The sequence below is a fragment of the Metabacillus indicus genome (genome assembly GCF_046603695.1).
In the GTDB taxonomy this organism is placed as follows: Bacteria; Bacillota; Bacilli; order Bacillales; family Bacillaceae; genus Bacillus_P; species Bacillus_P indicus.
In genome coordinates, this window is sequence record NZ_CP176757.1 from 3,034,204 (window position 1) to 3,056,462 (window position 22,259).

The window sequence follows — 22,259 nt, forward strand, 5'->3', positions numbered from 1 at the left end:
ATCATTCAACTCCATAATAAATGATAAAAAGACCATCCTCATACGGTGAGAATGGTCTTGTGGTATTAGCTGTTAAGTTTAGCTTTAGCAGCGTCTGCAAGTTGAGCGAAAGCTTTTGCATCAGTAACTGCAAGCTCAGAAAGCATTTTGCGGTTTACTTCGATGCCTGCAAGCTTCAAGCCATGCATTAAACGGCTGTAAGAAAGACCGTTCAAGCGTGCAGCAGCGTTAATACGAGTGATCCAAAGCTGACGGAAGTCGCGCTTTTTCTGACGGCGATCACGGTAAGCATACATTAATGATTTCATTACTTGCTGGTTAGCAACTTTGTATAATGTATGTTTTGAACCGAAATAACCTTTAGCTAATTTAAGAACTTTTTTACGTCTTTGACGTGAGACAGTACCGCCTTTTACTCTTGGCATGTCAATTCCCTCCTATGTGAAAACGAATTATTTAATGTTATCTAATAAATGACGGATGCGTTTGAAGTCGCCTTTGCTTACTAGCGTGCCTTTGCGAAGCTTGCGTTTTGCTTTCGTTGATTTGTTAGCAAATAAATGGCTAGTGTAAGCGTGTGAACGTTTTAATTTACCTGATCCAGTCTTTTTGAAACGCTTTGCAGCGCCGCGATGAGTTTTCATTTTTGGCATAAGGTATTCCTCCTCGTATCTTTACTTTTCAGCTTTTGGTGCAAGCACCAGGAACATACTGCGTCCATCCATTTTCGGATGAGACTCAATTGTACTTAAATCTTCACAAGCTTTAGAAAAACGGTCCAGAACACGCTGGCCAATTTCTTTATGAGTGATTGCACGTCCTTTAAAGCGGATGGAAGCTTTCACTTTATCTCCTTTTTCAAGGAACTTGCGTGCATTTTTAAGTTTTGTGTTAAAATCATGCTCATCAATCGTCGGGCTGAAGCGAACCTCTTTCATGCTGATGATCTTTTGATTTTTACGTGCTTCTTTGTCTTTCTTCTGCTGCTCAAAACGGAATTTTCCGTAGTCCATAATGCGACATACAGGAGGCTTCGCGTTTGCGGCAACTAACACTAAGTCAAGATTCGCTCTGGCAGCAATCTCAAGCGCCTCTTGGCGTGTTTTGATTCCAAGCTGGTCGCCGTTTGCACCAATCAGACGAACCTCACGAGCGCGGATTCCATCGTTTACCATCATGTCTTTGCTAATAATTAGCCACCTCCAAGGATTTTTAACTGAACAGACTCTGCTCGCACTTTTTTCAAATAAAAAAGTGCGGGCGCATAAAACACCCACACTACGATTTAGTATACTAAGTATAAAATGGTCGTAAACCTGCAGACTGCGCAATGCGTCAATCAGGTGAGAAGCGGGTGCTTCTGCTTGCTAGACAAACGTTCTATTCAATTAACATGCAAATTATATCACGGAAAAAATTCCTGTGTCAAGTCATGCTGGCTTTTATTGCAACAAAAAGAATTGTATCAAACATCTTCCGCATGTGCAATACTTTTTTACAAGATTTATCTTTTAACTTCTTTCACAATGCCCTCAATAAATGCATCCAGGCTGATTGTTTCAGATTTCTGCTCGCCGTATTTACGGACATTCACAGCTGATTCGGCTGCTTCATTATCGCCCACTACAAGCATATAAGGTGTTTTCTGAATCTGTGCCTCGCGGATTTTATATCCGATTTTCTCATCGCGTGCATCAAGCTCGACGCGGAGTCCTTCAGCCTGCAGCTTCTCCTGAACGCTTTTCGCGTAATCAAGATGAACAGAAGGCGAAACCGGGATCACCTGAACCTGAGTCGGAGCAAGCCAAGTCGGGAACGCCCCTTTGTACTCTTCAATCAGGAAGGCCACAAAACGTTCCATCGTTGAGACAACCCCGCGGTGAATAACAACCGGACGGTGCTGTTTGCCGTCTTCGCCGACATAATTCAGATCAAAGCGTTCAGGCAATAAGAAGTCAAGCTGCACAGTAGAAAGCGTTTCGTCTTTTCCAAGTGCTGTGCGGACCTGAACATCAAGCTTAGGACCATAGAACGCCGCTTCCCCTTCTGCTTCAAAATAGTCATGGCCAAGCTCATCCATAGCAGATTTAAGCATACTCTGTGCTTTTTCCCACATCGCATCATCGTCAAAGTATTTCTCTTTGTCTTCCGGATCGCGGTAGGAAAGACGGAAGGAATAGTCATTGATGCCAAAGTCTTTATAAACTTCTTCAACAAGCTTTACAACCCGGATAAATTCATCCTTGATTTGGTCAGGGCGGACAAAGATATGGGCGTCATTCAGTGTCATCGCGCGGACACGCTGCAGGCCTGTAAGAGCTCCTGACATCTCATAGCGGTGCATCGTTCCAAGCTCCGCCACGCGAATCGGAAGTTCGCGGTAGCTGTGAATATCGTGCTTGTACACCATCATGTGATGCGGGCAGTTCATCGGACGAAGAACAAGTTCCTCATTGTCCATGGACATAGCAGGGAACATGTCATCCTGATAATGATCCCAGTGTCCGGATGTTTTGTACAGCTCGACACTGCCAAGCACAGGTGTATACACATGCTGGTAGCCCAGACGTTCTTCTTTATCCACAATGTAGCGTTCTACGATGCGGCGGATTGTCGCGCCTTTTGGAAGCCAGATCGGAAGACCCTGTCCTACTTTTTGAGACGTTGTAAACAGGCTCAGTTCTTTTCCAAGCTTGCGGTGATCGCGCTCTTTCGCTTCTTCAAGCAGGCGCAGATGCTCATCAAGGTCTGCTTTTTTAATGAAAGCCGTACCGTAAATGCGCTGCAGCATTTTATTGTTGCTGTCCCCGCGCCAGTATGCGCCGGCTACACTCAAGAGCTTAAATTCTTTCAGCTTTCCTGTTGAAGGAACATGCACTCCGCGGCAGAGGTCAAAGAAATCGCCCTGTTCATAGATGGTCACTTTTTCCCCTTCAGGAATGGCATCAAGCAGTTCAAGCTTTAAGTGATCGCCGATTTCTTCATACAGAGCCTTTGCTTCTTCGCGTGTTACTTCTTTGCGCACAACCTCTATGTTTTCATTGATGATCTTCTTCATTTCTTTTTCAATCGCCGGCAGATCCTCAGCTGAGATGGATTCTTCCATATCGATGTCATAGTAGAACCCGTTTTCAATAACAGGACCGATTCCAAGCTTTACATCTCCATATAATCGCTTAATTGCCTGGGCCAGTACGTGGGCAGAGCTGTGGCGGATGATTCCCAGAGCATTCGGGCTGTCGAGTGTGACAATTTCAATGCTCCCGTCCTGCTCGATCGGTGTTTTCAAATCAATCAGTTCACCGTTCAGTTTACCGGCAATGGATTTTTTTCTAAGACCCGGGCTGATGGAGGCTGCAATATCTTCAGTTGAGGTGCCTGCCTGATATTCCTTTACAGCTCCGTCCGGAAAAGTAATGTTTACAATTGACATCCTGTCGTCACTCCTTGCATGTTTTCTTAAAAAATAAAAAACTCGTCCCTTAAAATAAGGGACGAGTGATTATTCGCCGTGGTTCCACCCTTGTTTCCATTCACAATACGCACAGTGAATGGCTCAAAAAAGATCTGTAACGGGATTTCCCGTCAGCACTTACTGGGGACCCGAGTCCTTTTCAAAGCTGAAGTTCAGAGGCGGTAAGCAGGTTATTCGTACTGGGAAGCTTTCAGCCGTGTCTTCCCTCTCTTTGAGCCGTGATAACTCACCCGTGTCCTCATCAAAACATTTCTTCTATTCATAACGTATTATAAAAGCATTCCGGGAGGAAATCAAGCCGATTCCGCTTTTTCCCTTTCGGAAGCTGAATTTTAAACGCCTGCCATCTTTCTTGGATAAATGCTGACTCGTTCAAGAAAGATATTCTGGATCGTCTGCACCATTCCATAATCAGGTGAATCTGTATACAGGTGGATCCTCCCTGGGGCTATGGAGACAAGTGGAGCCAAAAGGGAAGCATCGATATACATCGGGTGCTGATGAACGAACGTCCTGTCAATATGCCCCGCTAAATCCTCTTTGCTGATTTCTGAAAAATGTTCATTATAAACGGTCAGGTCCTGTTCATGAACAATATGAATGACCTCTGCCTTCGTTTCCCTGTTCATGGCATACTCTCTTAAACTATGAATAAATGTCTGATATTCCTGTTCAAGCTTATACTCTTCAATCGCAAGCTCAATATATTTATATAAACGCTCCACATAGCTGTGGAGACGGAATTTTATAAAAGATGAAAGAGCAAATGCTAGATCAGGCTTAATAAAGTCATTCAACGCTTCATAAATCGGCGTTTCTCTCACGGGGAGCTGTTTTGCGCCGGGAATTTCCGTCCGTTCACCTTCAATGATCGCCTCTGCAATATGTATGATTTGCTGTTGCTCTTCAGGCTCATGAAAATAAAAGCGGTCCCTGATGATCGAAAGCATAAGACGTGATTCATTGTATTTAAGAATATAAGACGCAAGCGCCGGAATAAAAAGCGTTCTTGCCGCCGCATCAAAATCACTTGCCGAAACCCCGACTCCGTTTCCGTCAATTATGCACAATTCAACGTTCCGCCGATTCTGCTTAAGGACAAGCATTGTATAAAATCTTTCTGCTTCATCCGGAGAATTAAAAAATACTTTGATCAAGGTTGTCCCCCCTTTTAGCCAATACCTGATTCCATGTATATGGCCAGAGAAGAACAATTAGAATCACAAACCTAAAAAAAGCAGCACGCCGCAGAATTTGCGGTATACTGCTTTTTCTATCTTTCGCGCCAGTTGCGGCCTTTCAGTTCGAACGGTTCTGCCAGATACTTGATTCTCTCCATAATTCTCGCTGATTTTACAGGCTCTTCTTCGCCCCGCTGTGTAACGCTTAAATGCGACTGAAGATCTTTCATGCTGAAATTGGAGGTGAAAAACGTTGGAAGGTTTTCAAGCATGCGGTATTGGAGAATTGACCCGAGAATATCATCGCGCACCCAGCTTGACATCGCCTCGGCGCCAATGTCATCAAGCATAAGCACCTTTACCTTTTTAACCGCCTCAACCTTCTCTTCCAGCGAATGATCATGCATGGAGCTTTTTAATTCTCTGAAAAATTCCGGCACATACACTAGCATGGAAGGAATCTTTTTCTTTGCCAGTTCGTTTGCAATCGCTCCGAGAATATAGGTTTTGCCGATCCCGAACGGTCCGTATAAGTACAGCCCTTTGCGGTACTTGCCCTCCTGATAGTCCCTGCTGAAGCTGAGGGCCATGTCCACAACCTTCAGCCTGCTTGCTTCCTTGAGGTCGATGTCTTCAAGGGTTGCATTCAGAACGTCCCGGGGAATAAACATGGACTTGATGAGCGACTGCTGTTTTTTCCGTTCGTCATCCGCTTCTTTCGTCGGGCAGACCTCATATTTCAGGTCAATGGTTTTTCCCTGAAGGATGAGCTTCGGATGATAGCCTTCTACTAGATTTTTGCATTCTCGGAGACTCGGGCAGTCGGCGCAGCGCTTGCTTTGTCCAATGTATTCATAGAGTTTGATCAGGCTTCTGTTGATCATTTCTTCATTCACTTCAGAACTGTTTTCATGCAGAAACTCCTGGATATCCGGATTTTGCATGATCTGAGCCTTCATGGCACCCAGCCTCTTCTGAAAATCCTCCCGGCCTGAAAGACGCCCAAGAGATTTGTTGATGGATTCCATTTTGTTCACCTCCGCCTGAGATTAATTTTGTTCCCTGTACTGTCTGAGCTTTTCTTCAAGCCGTTTCCGTTCGAGCTCTGTTGCTTCGTCATCCTGTTCTGCGGCTGGAACTGCACGTTCTTCGCTTTGCTGTAAATACTCGGGCAGGGTTTCTTTCCGGACGATTTTTCTGCCGGAAGATGTTTTCTTTGAAGCCCAGTCCTGGTACTTTCTGTGCTCCTGCTTTGCAAGGTCCATCGCATCCTTTACAGTTGACACCTGTTTCCGGGCCCAGTGGCTCGCGATTCGCTGAACATACGTCTTTGAGAGCTTCATGTCGGTTTTGAGCATGACATAGTAGATCAGGACGTTCACAACGCCCGGATGAAGCTTTTGTTTAAACATGACTTCTTCAACAATCTGCAGGTCTGCAGCAGATGGCTCTATGCCGTCTGCCAGGTCCTTTAAAAACTGCTTCGGCGAGATGCTCTCAAGCTGTTTGATCAGCGATTCTTCCTGTGACAGTTCAGCTTGAACCGCAGGCTTTGACCTGAGATGGGAAGGCTGTACTTTTTCAGTAAGCGCAGGAAGCTTTTCTCCATGCTCAAACTGATACCAGTCTCTTGCAGCCTTTCTGAGTTCGTCTATTTGAATGGCTTCATTCGCATCAATGGCGTTCATCACAACATTCTTCATCTCCATGGCTCCAATGCCGTAAAGATAAGAAAGTTTCTTGATCGTTTCTTTTACTTTCGGCGTGATGGATTTCCTTGGAATAACAGCTTCTGAAAGCCCGGCGAAAAACAGATCAAAATCAAAAACAGTGTCCGTCATATGGGGAGAGCTGCCCTCCTTGGAACCAAGAAAGTCCCGGCCTTCTTCAGGCACCATCGATTCCTGCATTTCTCCTGAAGCGAAAGAGTGCATTTCTGTTGGCTGCAGGGACTGAAACACCTCATTAAACGGCTTCGTCACTTGGGTCAAGTTTTCCGGAAGGCTGCTGTCTGAAAAATAGGTTTTCAGCTGACTGTATTTTGACTTTCCGATCCGGTTATACAGATAGATGTTCAATACCCCGTCTTGAAAAAACTCATCCGGCATGATAGGCGGCATAAGCTCATAGATGTAGAGTCTGGAATCTCCTTCTTCTTTCAGATAGGTTTTAAGCAGTCCTATGCCCTCAAGCTTTATCCGTTCTTCATAGATCTCCCTCAGGTTGTTTTGCATAAGAGACATCAAGCCATGATGCGTCGTTTCTCTGCTCCAGATCCGGTCCTGTTCAAGCTCTGACCAGAGTGTCATATAGAGGGCATAGCTTTTTGCCCCAAGCAGAGGCTGATAAAGCAGCGTCAGAACTTTTCTGTCAAAATCCTGCAGCAGCCCGTTCATTTTAACGAGATATCTGTCTACTGGAAGTAACTGTTTCCAATGATTGTCCATAGCATTCCCTCGGTTTCATCGGCCGAAACTCGCAGCACGCCTGCGAAAAGGAAAAAAGAGCCCAAAACCATGTTCTGCGCGCTCTTATTTCACCTTTTTGATCAGCTCTGATAGTTCTTGAATAAATACGTTTATATCTTTAAACTGGCGGTAAACGGACGCAAACCGGACGTAAGCCACTTCATCCACACCGGCAAGCCTGTCCATAACCATTTCGCCAATGTCGTCGCTGTTCACTTCTGATATTCCCTGATTCCGGAGTTCTTTTTCAATATCCTGCACAATCTCCTCCAGTTTAGGAAGAGGAACAGGGCGCTTTTCACACGCTTTAATGAGACCCCGAAGAATTTTATCTTTGCTGAATTCTTCCCGGACCCCTTCTTTTTTGACAACGATGAGCGGAATCTCCTCTACCTTTTCAAACGTAGTGAAGCGGTACTGGCACTCTTCGCACTCACGACGTCTCCGAATGGATTTTCCTTCATCAACCGGACGGGAGTCCAGAACTCTCGTGCCATTATGATGACATGTAGGACATTTCATACAACCAGCTCCAATCAAAAAGCATCGGGATTTTTGTTACAGTCTGATCATGATGCCGAATCTTTTCTTCTATCTTTCCCAAAAGCCTGGACTTTCCTTCGCAAGCACCCGTTATCACTTTGGATAAAGTCCAGTGCCGATAAACGGAAGATCCTTATTCAGCTTATCGTATGCCTCACTGATCAGCTTTTTGCTGAATCCGAAATCTGTTCCGAGCTTTGAATCTGTTGAAACGTTAAAATCGATGGCCGTTTCGTAAGGCCGTACAGATATGACCGTGACAATCATCAGCGCTTTTTTAGGTTTTTCAAAAGCAAGACTGATTTCGCCGTGCTCCTCGGAAACGGAGGTTACTTTCGCTCCAGGCATTCTGCCGAGCGTTTGCTGAACGGTTTCCATTGCCTTCTTGGCGGTTGTTTTATAATAGTGGCTTCTCAATGCCTCATCGTAGTGACTTTCAGACGTTTCCTGTCCTGAAGAGAAGAAACTTTTCATTTTATGCATAATGCTCATAGTCAGGCTTGGCTCCTTTTCTAATTAGAATAAAAGGTATGTATGTAAAAGGTAATGGCATAAGAAAAAGAGGTGCATGCTGCACCTCTTTCATTTTACATGAAAATGAGTAATCATTAAAGAGCTTTTACTTGTGCCTGTTTCACTTGTACAGGACCCATGCCGCGCGGGATCTCAATGTTCTCGCGTGTTTGTGCGCAAAGAGCCTCTGCAATATAGTCTGCTGCAACATTCGGGTTTAAATCTCCGCAAGTATATACATCAATGCTTGCATATCCATGTTCAGGGAAGCTGTGAATCGTTAAGTGAGACTCAGAGATGATAACAACTCCGCTCACACCTTGAGGAGCAAATTTATGAAAAGCTACCTCGCGCACTTCAGCACCTGATTTCAGTGCAGCATTTACAAACGTTTTTTCAATAAAGTCCATATCATTCAGTTTATCAAAGTCGCATCCCCACAGTTCAGAGATAACGTGACGTCCCATTGTTTCCATTATATGGTTCCCCCTTTAGGAATTTTAGTTTACATGAAGTTCTTCGCAATGGATTGTTGAACTACCACGGGGGAAAGTTAGTCCAGAGAGGTCCTAACCCTTTAAGTAGCCACAAGGCCGCGTTCATTAAGAAGTTCACGAAAAATAGTATACTTTCTTTAGTTTGTTTTTGCAACACACTTTTTTTAAAAAAATGATGCATCTCTTCTTTAGAGGGGCTCATAGCCCACGCTGCCGGGGGTTTTACTATTTTTTGAGCGGAGATAAATTTCGTTTTTTGGGGGAGGAAATAATTGAGTTAACTGTTTGTGTTCAGATAGGATCTTTGCAGAATTGTGCCGTTATGGCAGATTCTTTTTTGATTGAGGGTTTTTATCGGACGGAATAGGACCACCAAATCTGATTCATCTCTGCTTGAGGATTCTTATCGGACGAATCGGTGCCATCAAAATGGATTCTTCTCTGCTTGAGGGTTCTTATCGGACGGATTGGTGCCATCAAACCTGATTCTTCCCCGCTTGAGGGTTCTTATCGGACGGATTGGTGCCATCAAATCTGATTCTTCTCTGCTTGAGGATTCTTATCGGACGGAATAGGACCACCAAATCTGATTCTTCTCTGCTTGAGAATTCTTATCGGACGGAATAGGACCACCAAATCTGATTCTTCTCTGCTTGAGAATTCTTATCGGACGAATCGGTGCCATCAAAATGGATTCTTCTCTGCTTGAGGGTTCTTATCGGACGGATTGGTGCCATCAAACCTGATTCTTCCCCGCTTGAGGGTTCTTATCGGACGAATCGGTGCCATCAAAATGGACTCTTCTCCGCTTGAGGGTTCTTATCAGACCGATTGGTGCCATCAAACCTGATTATTCTCCGCTTGAGGGTTCTTATCGGACGAATCGGTGCCATCAAACTTGATTCTTCTCTGCTTGAGGGTTCTTATCGGACGAATCGGTGCCATCAAAATGGATTCTTCTCTGCTTGAGGGTTCTTATCGCACTGATTGGTGCCATCAAAATGGACTCTTCTCCGCTTGAGGGTTCTTATCGGACCGATTGGTGCCACCAAACCAGATTTTTCTTTGTTTGAGGGTTCTAACCTAACGGAGTCCTTGTACAGAGTTATTACTAGTTTGCTAATTCTCGCTGGTTTGCACCACACCCAAAAGCTGGAACCACAAAGAAAAGACAGCCAAAGGCTGCCTTTTCAACTTATCTATTTATACCGCCGACAACTTTTTCATTTTCGAAGCAACAAATCGAACGAGATCCACGACTCTGCATGAGTAGCCCCACTCGTTGTCATACCATGCGAGCACTTTGATTTTCCGGTCTGCCATGACGATGGTGGACAGGCCGTCAATGATTGCGGAATGAGGATTGGTGTTAAAGTCGATCGATACTAGCGGCTCTGTTGTAAAATCCAGGATTCCCTGGAGCTCACCGTCTGCAGCATCCATGAACGCAGCACTCACTTCTTCTACTGTCACGTCTCTTTTCACATCGACAACGAGGTCGACGAGCGAGACATTCGGAGTCGGGACTCTAAGTGCCATGCCATGAAGTTTGCCTTTAAGATGAGGCAGGACGAGTGACAGCGCTTTTGCAGCTCCTGTTGTTGTCGGGATTATCGACTGGCCGCATGCTCTTGCTCTGCGCAGATCTTTGTGCGGGTTATCAATGTTTTTCTGATCGTTTGTGTATGCGTGAACGGTTGTCATGAGGCCATTTTCAATGCCAAACTGTTCATCGAGCACTTTTACAACGGGTGCCAGGCAGTTTGTTGTGCATGATGCATTTGAAATGATGACGTGCTGTTCATTGTTGTAAGCCTCTTCATTTACGCCCATGACAACTGTAATGTCTTCATTTTTTCCCGGTGCTGTTAGGATGACTTTTTTTGCACCGGCCTGTACATGGTACATCGCTTTTTCACCGTCGTTGAATTTACCCGTAGCTTCAACAACTATATCAATATCCATGAGTCCCCAAGGTAAATCCCTCGGATCTCTGAAGTTAAGTAATTGGACCTTTTGTCCGTTAACAAGCAAATAATCATCAAAAGGAAGCACTTCCCCTTCGAACTTCCCGTGATTTGTATCATATTTGATCATGTGCGCCAGCGTCTCAGCCGGATAGCTTGCGTTGATGGCGACAATCGTCATGCTTTCTTCAAAGATTGCTTTTCTGAATACCATTCTCCCAATTCGACCAAAACCGTTAATGGCAATCTTCGCTTTCATACCATTACCCCTCTCGGATTATGTGATATACTAATATATGCTTATTCGCACGATTAGTATATCACATTTAAGCCCAAATAGGATGATTAAATGTTCTTTTTTCAAAAAAAAAAAATGAAACCAGGCTTCATTTAGAAGCGAGGTTCCATTTCTCAAGCAATGTATGAAACTGTTTTTTTGTTTCTTCGATCGTTCCGTTGTTATCGATCACTTCATCCGCCTGATCCTTCTTTTCATTCAGGGGGAGCTGTGATGCGATTCTCCATTTTGCATCTTCTTCTGATAAGCCGTTGCGTCTCATCAATCTGCTCAGCTGCACATCTGGATTCACGTATACGACCAGCGTCACATCCGCCAAGTGTGTCAGCTTGCTTTCAAACAAGAGCGGGATATCCAGAACGACGGCAGCCTCCCCGCTTGCTTCCGCCTCTTCTTTTTGCCGCAGCATTTCTTTTCTGACTGCCGGATGAACGATGCTATTCAGTTTTTCCCGCTCGTTTGCGTTTTGAAAAATAATGCTTCCCAGCTTCTCGCGGTCAATCGATCCGTCTTCCTGAAGGATGCCGCTCCCAAATGCTTCTGCAATCAGCCGGTATGCCGGCGCGCCTTGTTCTACGACCTGTCTTGCGATGATATCTGCATCTATAACCGGGATGTTTGCTTCTTTGAACATGTTTGATACGGTGCTTTTTCCGCTTGCAATTCCGCCTGTTAAACCAATTGAGAGCGTCACTTTTTTTCCCCCTGCTTCTAAAGCTTCCAGATTCCGAGTATAATCAGCAGAACTCCCGGAAGAAATGATAGTTTTTCCATCCAGGCAAATCTTGAAAAGAGGTGCCCGGATTTGATTCCGAACATCACAAACAAAGAGCTCATAACGGCCACAAGCACGCTTGTCGCCAAAGGAGAATAGCCGAGAAGCGCCGCTCCTATTCCTGCTCCAAACGCATCAAGCGACAATGCAAATCCGAGCAGAAGGGCTTCAACCCCTGTAATTGTGCCGGATTTATCTATATCTGCTGCAGCCGGTCTGCTCAAAATGTTAATGACGATGCCAAAAGACTTGATTTCAAGGTTAAGCAGGGTCTTTTCAGATTCTTCCTTTGTCATTTCCCTGACAGGCTGAAGAAACTGATAAAGCACCCATGCGCCAATTCCTATTAAGATAATGCCTCCGAGCTTTCCGGTCAGACTGTGGGGAAGGACTGAAGCAAGCGCGTGACCGGCCCCCATTGCAAGAAGCAAAGTAACTGCTGAACAGCAGGCAATGATGAAGACCGACTTAAACGGCATGCTCATTTTCCTTAATCCATAGGTGAAACCGACTGAAAAGCTATCCAGACTTACTGCAAATGCCAATAAAAAAAGTGATGCAGCTGCAACCATAAACCATGCCCCTTCCGCAAATGCTACGGTAGTATATGACATCGGCCTATGAGGTGTTCACTTAACTCTGGCAGCTGCTGCAGTAATGGGTTCCTCTTCCTCCAACTACTGTCTTAATAAGGGGGTCGCCGCAAACCTTGCATGGTTCATTCGTTCTTCCGTATACAAACAGCTGAAGCTGGAACATGCCGATCTGTCCTTGTGTATTCACATAGGATCTGACCGTGCTTCCTCCTTTTTCAACGGCTTCACTCAGCGTGCGCACAATTTCCAGATGAAGCTTTGCTGTTTCCTCTGCGCTGAGCCCGTTTGCGGGACGCTCAGGGTGGATGCCGGACCTGAAGAGCGCCTCATCTACATAAATGTTCCCAAGGCCTACAAGCACCTTCTGGTCAAGGAGGACAGCCTTGATTTTCCGGTTCGTCTTTTTCAGCTTTTCCTGCAGGTATTCAGGGGTAAAGCTTTCCGAGAACGGTTCCGGTCCAAGATGGGACAGGGGCATATGCAGTTCTTCCTCACCTTTCGTGAAAAGGTGCATAGTGCCAAACTTTCTGACATCCTTATACCTCAGCTCCGATCCATCCGTCATTTTAAATACGACATGCGTGTGCTTGTCGATGGGTTCAGATGACTGAAACAGACCGTATTTCCCTTCCATCCTGAGATGGGAGACAATGACATAGTCATCAAGATAGAATTTGAGAAATTTCCCCCGTCTTCCGACATCCTGTATTGTCTGGCCGGCAACGGCATCCTGAAACTGCACCGTTTCTTCCGGCTTTTTAATGATTTTGGGCCAGTGGATATATACGGCCTCTATTGTTTTTCCTTTGACTAATTCAATCAGCGTCCGTCTGACGGTTTCAACCTCCGGCAGTTCAGGCATATTTTCACTTCCTTATTTTGCGTCGTACCAGGATGAACCATAAGAATAGTCCACTTTAAGAGGCACTTTCAGTTCAACCGCGTGTTCCATCACTTGAGGAACAAGCTTTTCAAGTACCGGTATTTCTTCTTTCGGCGCCTCAAAAATCAATTCATCGTGCACCTGAAGCAATAGACGTGTTTGAAGTTTTTCCTCTTTCAGCTTTGCAGCCATATCAATCATGGCTTTTTTGATGATATCGGCCGCACTTCCCTGGATTGGGGTATTCATCGCCGTTCTCTCTGCAAAGCTTCGCACATTAAAATTCCTGCTCGTAATCTCAGGTATGTAGCGCCTCCGGTGAAGAAGCGTTTTGACATATCCGTTCTGCTTGGCTTCCTGTACGATCTCTTCCATATACTCTTTGACACCGTCGAAACTTTCGAGGTAGCGTTTAATAAACTCTCCCGCCTCTTTTCGGGTAATGTTCAGACTTTGAGAAAGGCCATAGTCGCTGATGCCATATACGATACCAAAGTTAACGGCCTTTGCCTGCCTTCTCATATTCGAAGTAACGGCATCCGCTTCAACGCCGAAAACGTCCATCGCTGTTTTTGTATGAATATCAAGGTCATTTCGGAAGGCCTCAATCAGATTTCTATCACCTGCAATGTGGGCAAGAACCCGAAGTTCAATCTGCGAATAATCGGCTGCAAACATGACCCAGTCTTTTTCAGAAGGGACAAAGGCCTGACGGATTTTGCGTCCTTCTTCAAGGCGGATCGGGATGTTCTGCAGATTCGGGTCTGTCGAGCTCAGACGGCCTGTCTGGGTTAGCGTCTGTACATATCTTGTATGCACCTTCCTTGTGTCCTTGTGGACGACTTTCAAAAGTCCCTCGATATAAGTGGACTGAAGTTTGCCGAGCTGGCGGTAATGAAGGATTTCCTGCACGATTTCATGCTTGCCTGCAAGCTTTTCAAGCACGTCTGCAGACGTGGAATATCCTGTCTTTGTTTTCTTAGCAGCGGGCAGCCCAAGCTTGTCAAAGAGAATGGAGCCCAGCTGCTTTGGCGAATTGATATTAAACGCCTCGCCTGCAAGGCGGTGAATGGTTTCTTCGAGGGTCATCAGACGGTCTGTCAGCTGCCGTCCCATCTCCTCCAGACGTTCGATATCCACGCTCACACCTGTTGCTTCCATTTCCGCAAGAATAATGGAAAGCGGCATTTCAAGATGGAGATAAAGCTCAAGCTGTTCATTTTCTTCAAGTTGGAGCTGAAGCTTTTCTTTAACAGCCTTTAAGGCAAGACCTTTTCTTACAAGGTGTTCAGCAAGCTTTTCCGTTTCCGGAATGGCGCGTTTTGCCCCCTTGCCGTAAACCGTTTCATCGGACTGAACGAGGTGAATGCCGCTGTGGCGGACCACTCCTGCTGCATCCGCAAACGACTGTGAAGGGTCCAGGATATAGGCAGCAAGCAATACGTCGAACTCAACTGCATTCAGCTCAATACCCTGCCAGTGAAGAGCAACGATGGATTGTTTGGCATCATAAACCGTTTTTCGTTTCGTCCCGTCTGCCGCCCATTTTTTGAATGCCTCGGATTTTACGGCAAGCTCTGCCGGCACATAGTAGCTGCCATTTTCATTGATCACAGCAAGTCCGATGATGCTGCTGCTGTGATAATTGTCATCAAGCACTTCTACAATCAGGACGGATTCATCAGCCAGGTGCTCCTCCGCAATTTCGACCAGCATTTCAAATTGAACATCTTCAATAGGCTCAAGATCTTCTTCTGTGTCCGCTCCCAGCTTGTCCAGGAGAGAATTGAAGCCGAGCTCTTTGTAAATACCCGCTACGGTCTTAGCCTCAAAGCCCTTATACTCTGCTTCAGACAAGGTAATTTCAAGCGGCGCCGCACAGTTGATGGTTGCAAGCTCTTTGCTCATGATCGCCTGTTCTTTGTTTTCTTCAAGCTTTTCCTTTAATTTTTTGGCCGTGACCTTGTCTAAAGATTCATAGAGCCCTTCAAGGGTTTCATGTTCCTTCAGAAGTTTGATGGCCGTTTTTTCTCCGACGCCCGGAACACCCGGAATATTGTCTGAACTGTCTCCCATAAGACCTTTCATATCGATTATCTGCGAAGGAGACAGGCCGTATTTCTCCATGACAAATTGAGGCGTATAGGAATCAACATCTGTTATTCCTTTTCTTGTAATGTCAACGGTGATGTGTTCTGAGACAAGCTGTGTCAAATCTTTATCCCCGGATATGACTTTCACTTCAAAGCCGTCTTTTTCGGCTTGTCTTGACAGAGTTCCGATAATATCATCCGCTTCATAATTCGGTAGCTCATACCGTGAAATGCTGTAGGCATCAAGCAGTTCCCTGATGAACGGAAATTGCTCCGACAGCTCAGGCGGCGTCTTCTGCCGGCCGCCCTTGTATTCCTTGAACGTTTCATGCCTGAAGGTCGTTTTTCCCGCATCAAAAGCAACCAGCATGTGAGACGGCTTTTCATCTTCAAGTATTTTCATAAGGATCATGGTAAATCCGTAAATAGCGTTTGTATGTACACCTTTGTCATTGTTCAGCAGCGGAAGGGCAAAAAAAGCCCGGTAGGCAATGCTGTTCCCGTCGATCAGCACGAGTTTTTTCGGCATAGGTAAACCTCCCTGTACAAGGATATAAAAAATCCCCTGATTTTCTTTCTCTATTCTACCATGACAGGCAGACAGAATGAAAATCAGGGGACAGGACGCTGTTAGTCAGTTCCGCCCAGCAATGTTTTGGCATAGTCAGAGTCAAACGGCATGATAATGACCGTTTCTTCGTCGATGGTCTTTTTGTAGGATTCAAGTGTTCTGTACAATTCATAGAATTCCGGGTTTTTAGAATAGGAGCTGTTGTAGATTCTCCCCGCTTCCTGTTCCCCCTGACTTCTGATAACATCTGCGTTGGCTGCTGCCTTAGCCAGCATTTCCTTTACAGTCCGGTCGGTTGCCGCGATGGCGCTGTTTTTCTTAGCATCACCCTGGGACAAATAATCCTGGGCCGTTGACTGTCTTTCAGAGATCATGCGGGTATAAACAGAAGCTTCATTGTCCTCAGGCAGGTCGGTACGTTTAATTCTGACATCTGTGACTGTAATGCCGTATCCGTCCTTTTCCAAAAGCGCATTCACAATTTCCGTTACTTTATCGTTAATGCTGCCTCTTGATGATTTTTCATCGTTAATGATTTCATCATAGTTGAGCCGGCCAAGCTCTGAACGGACGGTGGAAAAAGTGAACTCAGCCATTTTTGTTTCAGCGTTCACGAGCGTTCTCGCGTTGGCAATCATTTTCTTCGGGTCGTCTACTTTCCAGACAGCAAAATTATCAATCAGGATTCTTTTTTTGTCTTTCGTATTGATTTCCGCTTCTTCAACATCATATGTCATCTGGTATTTCGGAATTGATGAGACCGACTGGACAAAAGGAACTTTCAAGTGCAGCCCCGGCTTTTCTATGATTCTGACAACCTCGCCAAACTGGCGGACTACTTTATATTCATTTTCTTTTACAACAAACATGTTTGTGAAAAGAACAATCGCTGCAGCAAGGGTGAGTAAAAGCCAGAGTCCCGTCTTTATATATTTGCTGTACCCTCCGGAATCTCCGCGCTTTTCACTCATGTCCACCAAGTTGTCATTGGCCATTCTTTTCACTTCCTTCCTCAGTTTCAGGTTTTGGCTCTTCCTTCTTCTTCTGCAGTTCGCTAATAGGGAGATATTTCATTGTGCTGCCGTCATCTTTCATAAAATAGATCGTGGCTCCTGGAAGCACCTGATCGATCGTTTCAAGAATGAGACGCTTCTCTGTTATGCCCTCGGCTTTTTCATACTCGCTTAGAACAGCGTTGAAATTAGCTACTTCTCCGCGGGCTTTTTCAATTCTTGCCGTTTTGTCAGCTTCTGCTTTTGAGATGAGTGCATCCTCTTCCCCTTCAGCCTCCCGCGTTCGCTGATTTGAGTATTTTTTTGCTTCATTAATTTTCGTATTCATCGTTTCACGCGCGCTTGTTACGTCCGTGAAGGCTTTTCTTACCTCATCATTCGGAAGGTCTACATCCTGAAGTTTCACGGCCAGAACCGAGATGCCGATATCATACTTCTCCATCAGGGAAATCAGCAGTTCCTGAACATTTTCCTCGATTTCCACTTTTCCGGATGTGAGAGCATCGTCAATTTCAGAGCTGCCGATAATGCTTCGCAGGGAAGCCGATGTGGCGTCATACAGGATTTCCTCTGGATCTTCCGAGTTAAATAAGTACTTTTCAGGATCGGTAATTTTCCACTGCACAACCATATCTGCGAGAACGATATTTTCATCCCCTGTAATCATTTTCGTGTCCTTTGGAAAGGATTTTACTTCGCCGTTTTCTTCTGAATAGCCGAACTTAAGACTGAACGTTTCTTTGGACAGCTTTTCAACGGACTGAATTGGCCATGGCATTTTGAAGTGAAGACCGGGCTCACTGATGCCTTCTTCTACTTCACCAAATGTGATGATAACCGCTTGATCGGATTCATCGACCGTATACCATGTAGTAAATGCAACGATCAAAAGCACTGCAGCCAGCAGCACTGCTCCTATGATCGTGTAAATGCGCCTGATGCTGATCATTTCTCCGCCCCCTTTTTCTCTTCACAAATATTTACGTTCTTTCCATGAAAAGGTTTCATCTTTTTTTGAAGACAAAAAAAGGGACGAGAACAGGGATGTTCTCGTCCAAAAGATTGGCTCCTTGGATGAAGGGGTTTTCACTTAGTATATTATCAGCATTTTATTAAGCAGGAATAAATGTGATGTAAATATATTGTAAACTAGCCGTCAATTTGGTTTTTATTCAGTTTAACGGTAAACGCAGTTCCTTCCCCAACGGTGCTGCTCACATAAATCCGTCCTTTGTGCGCTTCCACCAGATGCTTGACAATGGCAAGCCCGAGCCCCGTTCCGCCTGAATTCCGGCTTCTCGCTTTGTCCACTCTGTAAAAACGTTCAAAAATCCTTGGAATTTCTTCTTTTTCAATGCCGATTCCCGTATCACTCACGATAAATACCGCCTGGTCACCGCCGTCTTTAAGAATCACATTTACTTTGCCGCCCTTGGGTGTATAGTTCAATGCATTACTGATCAGGTTAATGAAAATCTGCTTCAGGCGGTATACATCCCCGTAAATGTGAAGTCCTTCTTCAGGCATAGCAAGTGACAGCCCGATTTCTTTTTCTTCTGCTTTGCTTCTCAGGATAATGATGACCTCTTCGAGAACTTCCTTCGCATTGCAGTGCTGAAGGTTCAGCTTAAAGCCCTGCTGTTCTATTTTGGAAAGGTCAAGCAGATCCTGAATAAGCGTTTGTAGACGGTCGCTTTCTTTCAAGATGATTGAGAGAAAGTACTCCAGCGTCTCCCTGTCTTCAAGTGCTCCGTCAAGCAGCGTTTCCGTAAACCCTTTAATTGATGTAATCGGTGTTTTGAGCTCATGTGATACGTTCGCAACAAAGTCTTTTCTCATCTGTTCGAGCTTTTTCAGCTCAGTGATATCATGGAAAACAAGCACAATGCCTTTCCATTCATCGTTTGTGCCTATAATCGGGGCACCGTACACTTCAAAATGCCTGCGCTCAATTTTCAGAGGGAGATGCAGCTGTTTTCTTGCTTTGATTTCAGTCATGAAGATATGCTCGACCAAATCAACAATCTCCCGGTGTTCAAACGCTTCATAATAAAGCTTGTACAGGAAGTCCGTTGATTTAATGTGAAAGAGCTCTTTGTATGCCCGGTTTACCAGGTTAATGTAGCCTCTTCCGTCAATCAGGATCAGACCGCTGCCCATATTTTCAATCAGCGTCTGCAGCCTGTCCTGCTGCATTTCCTGTGCACGGTTCATATCCTGAAGATTTCTGGCAAGAACATTAATAGACTGGCTGAGCATGCCCGTTTCATCCAGATGATCTTCATAGGTTCTTGCTTTATAATTTCCTTTTGCAAGCTCCATCGCAACATTTGTCGCCGATTCAATCGGCCTTGTGTAGCGCGATGTAATTCTGACAGCAAGCAGCAGAATGACAAGGAGGGCCATTCCAAGACTCGCAATCAGCAATCCCCAGATCTGCTGGTTGATTTTCTTTAAAGACGATTCCGTAGAGCTGAGGACGATATACCCCCGCTTTTCGTTGTTTTCCAAATAAGGAAGACCGTAAAAATACAGTTTGTCATTTTGTATATTTAGTTTGAAGCCTTTATTTGTATTCCGGTGCTTTAGAAGAATCTCTTTTGAAATAGAATCGTGATCCTGTTTAAAAGGGCCGGCATCATGCAGAACATTCCCGTTTCTGTCATAAATGGTGATATGAGCCTTAATCGCTTTGCTGTAGCGGTTCAGGAAGGAGTTCATCTCAGAAGATGACAGTCCCTTTTCCTTTACCAGAAGCTCAGTAATTTTTGCTTCCTCTTTCATGCGCTCCTGAAAAGAACTCATATAATAGCTGCCGAAAATTTGCCCAAGCAAAAGCCCGAGGCCGATCAGTACGGCAATGATCAGTGTAATAAGGGCAAAAATAAGGCGTGACCGGAATCTATTCATCCAGCCTAGGCTCCTCAAGCTTGTAGCCGAGTCCCCTTATAGTTTTAATATAAAGCGGTTTTTTCGTATTGCGTTCTATTTTTTCCCTTAAGTGGCTAATGTGGACATCCACGATCCGTGTATCCCCTGCAAAATCGTAGTTCCATACTGCACTCAAAAGCTGGTCGCGCGTCAGTACTCTTCCTTTGTGACGGGCAAGGTATACAAGCAATTCAAATTCCTTAGGGGTAAGCTCAAGGCGTTCATCGCCGTAATAGGCTTCATAATGTTCAGGGAGAATTCTCAAATCGCCTATCAGGATTCTCTCAGATGTATCCAATTCTTTTTCTTCAGATTCAGAAGATGTCTGCGTTCTTCTTAAAATGGCTTTCACCCTTGCCACAACTTCTCTTGGACTGAAAGGCTTTGTCATATAATCATCAGCGCCAAGCTCAAGGCCAAGCACCTTATCAAACTCATCATCTTTAGCCGTCAGCATGAGAATCGGCACCATGATTTTCTTCTGTCTAAGCTGCTTGCACACTTCGATCCCGTCCATCTTAGGCAGCATAAGATCAAGAACCATTAGGTCAGGGGACTCATTCAAACCCTTTTCAAGCCCGTCTTCTCCATCTATAGCGGTTATTACCTCATACCCTGCCTGAACCAGATTGTACTGCAGCAGAGTCAGGATTGATTGCTCATCATCTACGACCAGAATTTTCTTACTCATATAAAGCCTCCACCAAATAGTATTCCCCTAGCAATCCAACGTGTTTTCTCTCTTTTATACTTCCATTATAGAGGATAGATTCAAATGAACAAATGTTTTCTTTCAAATGATCCTTTCAGCACGCTGTCTTTCTCTATTAGAATAGCCAAAACAGGAAAAGGCATTCCAGTGACGGACAGTAAAATGCCGGCACCCTGTACAGGAGCCGGCATTGGATTAAAAATTTTCAAGAGCACTGCCATCCATAGAGGCAATTGCTGCAGGAGGCGCAACTGTTAATGTTCCCTGAATGACGGTCTCATCTTTGTCATTATGTGCATGTACCTTGAGAAGGACAGTATTTTCGGACGCATTCACTTGGGTCACCTCAAACAGGAACTGAATCATGCTGTAGTGATAGACTGCCCGGACAAATTCAAGGTTTTGACTGAGAATGTGGCTTCCCGGTCCAGGCATATATTTGGATATAGCAGATGTTATTATGCCAGTCAGCATGATGCTTGGGACAATCGGCTTTTCATAAGGCGTGAATGATGCATAATCATGCTGAATATAGAGCGGATTAGAATCATTTGTCAGTCCAAGATAGAGCAGCAGGTCTTTATCTTCAATTTTTTCGGTCAGCGTTAATTTCTCTCCAACCGTGATTTCATCTATCTGTCTTCCAAGTTTTCTTTTTTTTCCAAGCAGCATTATCGTCGTCCTCCAATCTATTGAAAACGTTTACAAAACACTTGATAAAAGGGACTGGAGAGTATTCTCCAGCCCCGGCAGCGATTAAGAAAGAACCTTCATGACACTTTTGACCGAGTCAGCAGACCTTGATAATGCTTCTTTTTCATCATCATTCAAGTCGAGCTCGATAATCTGCTCAAGCCCGTTTCCGCCAAGAATGACAGGAACTCCAAGGTAGATCCCTTCGAACCCGTATTCTCCTTCTAAGTAAACGATAGCAGGAATCACACGGCGCTGATCTTTAAGAATAGCTTCTGCCATTTCTGCCAGTGAAGCAGCCGGTGCATAATACGCACTTCCGTTTCCAAGAAGATTGACAATCTCACCGCCGCCTTTGCGTGTTCTCTCAACAATTGCTTCCAGGCGGTCTTTAGGGATCAGCGTTTCAAGCGGAATTCCGCCGGCATACGAATATCTCACCAGAGGAACCATGTCATCACCGTGTCCGCCAAGAACAAATCCAGTCACATCTTTTACCGACAGATTCAGCTCCTGTGCCGCAAATGTGCGGAAGCGCGCAGTGTCGAGAACACCTGACTGGCCGATGACGCGGTGTTTAGGGAAACCTGACTCTTTGAAAACCGTGTAGGTCATGGCATCGACCGGATTGGTCAAAACTAGAATGACCGCATCCGGCGAATACTTCACAATCTCCTTTGTCACGCTTTTCATGATTTTCTGGTTCGTCTGAACAAGGTCGTCGCGGCTCATTCCCGGTTTTCTCGCAATGCCTGCTGTAATGATGACAAGATCAGAATCAGCTGTATCAGCATAGTCGCTGGTCCCTGTAATCTGAGCGTCAAATCCCTGAACAGGACTTGCCTCAAGCATGTCCAAAGCTTTTCCTTTAGTCGGATTTTCCTGCTGCGGAATATCAACAATCACGACATCAGACAGTTCTTTTTGAGCTAACAAAAATGCAGTGGTTGCTCCTGTGAAACCTGCGCCGATTACGGAAACTTTTTTACGCTTCATGCCCATTAAAAACATCCCCTTTAGCATAACAGAGCTGTTTTCCAAAAGTGAAAA

21 protein-coding genes and 1 other annotated feature are annotated in these 22,259 nt (G+C 45.0%); all 21 genes read right to left on the minus strand.

The features are described from left to right. Positions 1-65: 65 nt before the first annotated feature. The 21 genes from rplT to mdh all read right to left on the minus strand — a co-directional run bounded on the left by rplT (position 66) and on the right by mdh (position 22,211). Entirely contained in the window at positions 66-425 is a 360-nt protein-coding gene (gene rplT / locus ACK1LH_RS15600) for a 50S ribosomal protein L20 (RefSeq protein ID WP_029279197.1), read from the minus strand. A gap of 27 nt (positions 426-452) precedes the next feature. Beyond that, complete coding sequence (rpmI, locus tag ACK1LH_RS15605) at positions 453-653, minus strand: 50S ribosomal protein L35 (protein WP_029279195.1); 201 nt, start codon at positions 651-653, stop codon at positions 453-455. A gap of 21 nt (positions 654-674) precedes the next feature. Beyond that, on the minus strand, positions 675-1,193 hold the full coding sequence (infC, locus tag ACK1LH_RS15610; protein WP_161781213.1) for a translation initiation factor IF-3: 519 nt from the start codon (positions 1,191-1,193) through the stop codon (positions 675-677). Between the two features lie 49 nt (positions 1,194-1,242). Continuing rightward, positions 1,243-1,372 (minus strand) — a sequence feature (ribosomal protein L20 leader region). A 132-nt stretch (positions 1,373-1,504) separates the two neighbouring features. Continuing rightward, entirely contained in the window at positions 1,505-3,433 is a 1,929-nt protein-coding gene (gene thrS / locus ACK1LH_RS15615; protein WP_411333554.1) for a threonine--tRNA ligase, read from the minus strand. A gap of 374 nt (positions 3,434-3,807) precedes the next feature. Further along, a complete protein-coding gene (ytxC, locus tag ACK1LH_RS15620) occupies positions 3,808-4,632 on the minus strand; it encodes a putative sporulation protein YtxC (RefSeq protein ID WP_029566838.1) in 825 nt (274 codons plus the stop codon). Between the two features lie 116 nt (positions 4,633-4,748). Continuing rightward, a complete protein-coding gene (gene dnaI / locus ACK1LH_RS15625; protein ID WP_029279187.1) occupies positions 4,749-5,684 on the minus strand; it encodes a primosomal protein DnaI in 936 nt (311 codons plus the stop codon). Positions 5,685-5,705: 21 nt separating this feature from the next. Further along, positions 5,706-7,103, minus strand: coding sequence for a replication initiation and membrane attachment family protein (locus ACK1LH_RS15630; protein WP_029279185.1), 1,398 nt, complete (start codon positions 7,101-7,103; stop codon positions 5,706-5,708). 84 nt (positions 7,104-7,187) lie between these two features. Next, on the minus strand, positions 7,188-7,646 hold the full coding sequence (gene nrdR / locus ACK1LH_RS15635; RefSeq protein ID WP_029279183.1) for a transcriptional regulator NrdR: 459 nt from the start codon (positions 7,644-7,646) through the stop codon (positions 7,188-7,190). A gap of 114 nt (positions 7,647-7,760) precedes the next feature. Then, positions 7,761-8,159, minus strand: coding sequence for a hypothetical protein (locus ACK1LH_RS15640; RefSeq protein WP_029279181.1), 399 nt, complete (start codon positions 8,157-8,159; stop codon positions 7,761-7,763). Positions 8,160-8,275: 116 nt separating this feature from the next. Beyond that, positions 8,276-8,656 carry an adenosylmethionine decarboxylase gene (gene speD / locus ACK1LH_RS15645; RefSeq protein WP_029279179.1) on the minus strand — a complete coding sequence of 127 codons (381 nt, stop codon included), beginning with the start codon at positions 8,654-8,656 and terminating at the stop codon, positions 8,276-8,278. Between the two features lie 1,224 nt (positions 8,657-9,880). Continuing rightward, the gene (locus ACK1LH_RS15650; protein ID WP_029279177.1) at positions 9,881-10,903 is read right to left on the minus strand and encodes a glyceraldehyde-3-phosphate dehydrogenase; all 1,023 of its coding nucleotides are present in this window, start codon (positions 10,901-10,903) and stop codon (positions 9,881-9,883) included. A 127-nt stretch (positions 10,904-11,030) separates the two neighbouring features. Next, positions 11,031-11,636, minus strand: a complete 606-nt coding sequence (coaE, locus tag ACK1LH_RS15655) for a dephospho-CoA kinase (RefSeq protein ID WP_029279175.1) — start codon at positions 11,634-11,636, stop codon at positions 11,031-11,033. 17 nt (positions 11,637-11,653) lie between these two features. After that, a complete protein-coding gene (ytaF, locus tag ACK1LH_RS15660; protein ID WP_029279173.1) occupies positions 11,654-12,289 on the minus strand; it encodes a sporulation membrane protein YtaF in 636 nt (211 codons plus the stop codon). Positions 12,290-12,350: 61 nt separating this feature from the next. Then, entirely contained in the window at positions 12,351-13,175 is an 825-nt protein-coding gene (gene mutM, locus ACK1LH_RS15665; RefSeq protein WP_411333556.1) for a DNA-formamidopyrimidine glycosylase, read from the minus strand. A 12-nt stretch (positions 13,176-13,187) separates the two neighbouring features. After that, positions 13,188-15,818, minus strand: coding sequence for a DNA polymerase I (gene polA, locus ACK1LH_RS15670; protein WP_411333557.1), 2,631 nt, complete (start codon positions 15,816-15,818; stop codon positions 13,188-13,190). Positions 15,819-15,919: 101 nt separating this feature from the next. Next, positions 15,920-16,855, minus strand: coding sequence for a protease modulator HflC (hflC, locus tag ACK1LH_RS15675; RefSeq protein ID WP_029279169.1), 936 nt, complete (start codon positions 16,853-16,855; stop codon positions 15,920-15,922). After that, positions 16,845-17,822 carry an FtsH protease activity modulator HflK gene (gene hflK / locus ACK1LH_RS15680; RefSeq protein ID WP_029279167.1) on the minus strand — a complete coding sequence of 326 codons (978 nt, stop codon included), beginning with the start codon at positions 17,820-17,822 and terminating at the stop codon, positions 16,845-16,847. Before hflK ends, hflC begins: the two co-directional genes overlap by 11 nt. Positions 17,823-18,022: 200 nt before the next feature. Further along, a complete protein-coding gene (gene pnpS / locus ACK1LH_RS15685) occupies positions 18,023-19,783 on the minus strand; it encodes a two-component system histidine kinase PnpS (protein ID WP_203288363.1) in 1,761 nt (586 codons plus the stop codon). Beyond that, positions 19,776-20,495: a response regulator transcription factor gene (locus tag ACK1LH_RS15690; protein WP_029279163.1), complete on the minus strand. Its 720-nt coding sequence runs from the start codon at positions 20,493-20,495 to the stop codon at positions 19,776-19,778. Before ACK1LH_RS15690 ends, pnpS begins: the two co-directional genes overlap by 8 nt. A gap of 216 nt (positions 20,496-20,711) precedes the next feature. Continuing rightward, positions 20,712-21,185, minus strand: coding sequence for a MaoC/PaaZ C-terminal domain-containing protein (locus tag ACK1LH_RS15695; protein WP_411335107.1), 474 nt, complete (start codon positions 21,183-21,185; stop codon positions 20,712-20,714). A gap of 87 nt (positions 21,186-21,272) precedes the next feature. After that, positions 21,273-22,211 carry a malate dehydrogenase gene (mdh, locus tag ACK1LH_RS15700; RefSeq protein WP_029566844.1) on the minus strand — a complete coding sequence of 313 codons (939 nt, stop codon included), beginning with the start codon at positions 22,209-22,211 and terminating at the stop codon, positions 21,273-21,275. Positions 22,212-22,259: the final 48 nt, after the last annotated feature.